At 41.6% G+C, this 3,469-nt stretch carries 4 protein-coding genes; 3 read left to right on the top strand and 1 reads right to left on the bottom strand.

The features are described from left to right. The first annotated feature begins 74 nt into the window (after nucleotides 1-74). From deoD to HW45_RS04235, 3 genes are all read left to right on the top strand, one after another. Complete coding sequence (gene deoD, locus HW45_RS04245; RefSeq protein ID WP_038225103.1) at nucleotides 75-782, top strand: purine-nucleoside phosphorylase; 708 nt, start codon at nucleotides 75-77, stop codon at nucleotides 780-782. Between the two features lie 80 nt (nucleotides 783-862). Then, nucleotides 863-1,960 carry an S-methyl-5-thioribose-1-phosphate isomerase gene (gene mtnA, locus HW45_RS04240; protein WP_038225101.1) on the top strand — a complete coding sequence of 366 codons (1,098 nt, stop codon included), beginning with the start codon at nucleotides 863-865 and terminating at the stop codon, nucleotides 1,958-1,960. Nucleotides 1,961-2,018: 58 nt separating this feature from the next. After that, the gene (locus HW45_RS04235; protein WP_038225098.1) at nucleotides 2,019-2,669 is read left to right on the top strand and encodes an L-fuculose-phosphate aldolase; all 651 of its coding nucleotides are present in this window, start codon (nucleotides 2,019-2,021) and stop codon (nucleotides 2,667-2,669) included. Nucleotides 2,670-3,008: 339 nt separating this feature from the next. On the opposite strand, the gene HW45_RS29885 is transcribed toward HW45_RS04235, so the two are convergent. Next, nucleotides 3,009-3,469 (bottom strand): DUF6622 family protein (locus HW45_RS29885; RefSeq protein ID WP_235225359.1); only part of this gene is annotated, 461 nt, incomplete at its 5' end.

The following is a 3,469-nucleotide window of genomic DNA, read 5'->3' as shown; positions in this document are numbered from 1 at the left end:
TGAATTCGGCAACAAAGCCAAGCATTGCTAATGAAATTTAAGAATGAAAAAAAACACATTTGAAGGACAAATAAATGGCATTAGCGATCAAATCCAATCCTGGCGATTTTGCAGAAACAGTAATTATGCCCGGAGATCCACTCCGAGCTAAATACATCGCAGAGAAATACTTGGATAACGCAGTCGAGGTAAATAATGTACGAAATATGCTTGGTTATACCGGCACCTACAAAGGAAAAAGCCTCTCTGTGATGGCTCATGGTATGGGGATCCCATCAATATCTATGTATGCCTATGAGTTGATTCACGAATTCGGCGTCAAAAACCTCATTAGGATCGGTTCATGTGGCTCTGTAAGAGATGATATTGAGCTAATGGACGTTGTTATCGCAATGGGGGCGAGTACCGATTCTAAAACGAATAGAGACCGATTTAAGGGACATGATTTAGCGGCAATTGCGGATTACGAGTTGCTTGAAACAGCAGTGAATACCGCTCGTACAAAAGAACTAAATGTCAAAGTCGGTAACTTGTTTACTTGTGACCTTTTCTACGGACCTGATCCAGATGTATTCCAGACCCTAGAAAAGTATGGAATTGTTGGGGTTGATATGGAAGTCGCTGGTTTATATGCAGTAGCTGCTGAGTTGGGAGCTAAAGCATTGGGGATCCTTACCACAACAGATCACATCAAAAATGGAGGCTTGCTTTCTATCGAAGAAAGGGAAGTTTCTTTACATCAAATGATTGAGCTCGCTCTAGATACAGCGACACAACTATAACTCTCTCACCGCATCTTCTGATGACAGAAGTTACTGGCCATAAAGTAAGATTCTTCGTGGCCAGAACAAAGGAAAATACTATGAAAATCAATGGTACACATTATCGCTCAATTTGGCCCACAGAGGATAAGAAAGGTGTTTACATCTTCAATCAAGAAAAATTGCCTTATGAGTTTGAGATATTAACTCTTACAACTATGGAAGAAGCTGCTGAAGCTATCGTATCTATGAAAGTACGTGGAGCCCCACTGATTGGGTGTGTTGGTGCTTATGGTGTGGCCTTCGCTATGACTAAAGATTGTAGTAATGAAGCGATAAATGAAGCTTATGAAGCTTTAGTTAAAACTCGACCCACAGCTATTAACTTGGAATGGGCGCTAGTTCGAATGTGTGAGCTTCTAAAAAACACTGAGGAAGATAACCGCGTAGAAACTGCATTTAAAGAAGCAGCTGAAATTTGCGATGAAGATGCACAGATCAACCACAGTATAGGTAAACATGGTTTAGAAATTATCCGCTCAATCGCGGCGAATAAAAAGGAAGGCGAAGTCATTAACATCTTAACGCATTGTAATGCTGGCTGGTTGGCTACTGTGGATTGGGGTACTGCAACTGCCCCTATGTATCTTGCCCATGATCTGGGAGTTAAAATTCACGTTTGGGTAGACGAAACACGTCCGCGTAACCAAGGTGCATTGACCGCTTTTGAGTTGGGTAGTCATGGTATTCCGCACACATTAATTGCAGACAATGCTGGTGGCTACCTAATGCAAAAAGGTGAAGTAGATTTAGTCATTGTAGGTACTGACCGTGTCACAGCTAAAGGTGATGTTTGCAATAAAATCGGTACATACCTCAAAGCACTCGCTGCTCACCATAACAATGTTCCATTTTATGTAGCGCTTCCATCACCAACTATCGACCCAACGGTTTGGGATGGTGTGGAAGAGATCCCTATCGAACAGCGCAGCGGTAAAGAGCAATCTCACGTTCAAGGTATGGACGCAAACAACAACCGTAGCTTCGTAAACATCGCCCCAGAAGGTACCAGATGCGCTAACTATGCATTTGATGTGACGCCAGCAGAGTTTGTGACCGGTTTAATTACAGAAAAAGGTGTTTGTAAAGCAACACACGAAGGTCTTGCCAGCATGTTTCCAGAAATGGTTAAAGCGTAATTTTCCACCTGGTGTCGGCATGTAGTCCGAGTCCGGCACCTACTTATTGAGATAAGACATGTTATTAGAACAAGAACGTATTGATATTGTAGAAACCTGTAAAAAACTGGTTACTCATGGTTTGACAGTTGGTACTGGCGGTAATATCTCCATTTTCAATCGAAAAAAAGGGCTGATTGCTGTTAGTCCAAGCGGTGTAGACTACTTCGATGCAACTCCAGAAGACATTGTCGTTATGGATATGCAGGGAAATCGTGTTGATTCAGATAGAAAGCCATCCAGTGAATGGGGAATGCATAGGATATTCTATGACCGCCGTGAAGACATTGATGCTGTTGTGCATACGCACTCGACTTACTGCACGGCGATTGCCACGCTAAGGCAGTCTCTCCCAGCCTCCAATTATTTGGTGGCATTTTCTGGAAAAGATGTTCGTTGTGCTGAATATCAAACTTTCGGTACAGAAAAACTTGCAGAGTCAGCGTTTGAGGCAATGAGAGACAGACGTGCTGTGTTACTGGCGAATCACGGATTGTTGACCGGTGCAGGTACCCTAAGTGCTGCATTCAACATTGCGGAACAAATTGAGCATTGCGCAAAAATACATTGTATAAGTTCAAGTTTTGGTGATCCTTTGATTTTGAGTGATGAAGAAATGAACCTCATGAAAGAGAAATTCAAAACATATGGCCAACCTGTAACTTATTGAGCCCTCTGGCTAGGCACTCATAATAATCACCATTGTTACACTAACAGACAACATACTTGAACAAGGTTCTGTAAACGACGCTTAAGTCTGGCAGTTCTTCGTTCAAAGAAGAACTAAGTTTGAATGGAACATCCGTAGGAAGACTGTCAAGGATGAAAAATAAAGCTTACTCAAGTTTACATGTTGGGCAATTCTGGGATACGCGTCAGCAACCACCTAATATTATACTAGGTAATACGCAAACTGTTATGTTGATGCAGAGGTGCTTGGAGAGTATATGGTGGAACCGCAATAAATAACTTAAACCTTAGTAGATTATCTGCATTAGTAATGGGCGTTTTATACGCCCCTTTTTATCACATTAAATGCAACTTTAAGAGTGCCTATAACCTGTCCCCAGAAAGAGCCACTAAAAAAGCCCGACAGAGCACAAAAAATAAACACAAAAGGAGCAGAATTTACAATATTAGGTTCCAATGCAAGAAAGACAGAAAGTACGAAGTGTACGCTGAAAGTCGATAGTATCAACAATAACGAGAGCGGTTGTCCAGGGAGTGTCACTATCATGGTTTGTGGATTATATTTCGGTTGATTAATGAAGAATCTATTGATCCAAAAGCAAACTAAACCACCTGAAAGCAAAGAAGCAACGAATAAACTTGATGTAAATGCAGTCAACGGTATTGTTGTTGTGACTCCATAAATCCCCCATACAGAAAAAAGTATTGGCACAATTAGCAATCGACTGATGGGCACTTCTCGGTCTCTTAAAGCATTCACTCGGCTTTGTTGCCGAATTC

This window comes from Vibrio sp. ER1A (genome assembly GCF_000733315.1).
Lineage (GTDB): Bacteria > Pseudomonadota > Gammaproteobacteria > Enterobacterales > Vibrionaceae > Vibrio > Vibrio mediterranei.
Note: the sequence above shows the minus strand (reverse complement) of the source record. Positions and strands in the feature narration are given on the sequence as shown.

Excerpts from the sequence above, each read along its gene's own strand:
- deoD (WP_038225103.1), top strand. The coding sequence starts at position 75 with ATGGCATTAGCGATCAAATCCAATCCTGGCGATTTTGCAGAAACAGTA.
- mtnA (WP_038225101.1), top strand. The coding sequence starts at position 863 with ATGAAAATCAATGGTACACATTATCGCTCAATTTGGCCCACAGAGGAT.
- HW45_RS04235 (WP_038225098.1), top strand. The coding sequence starts at position 2,019 with ATGTTATTAGAACAAGAACGTATTGATATTGTAGAAACCTGTAAAAAA.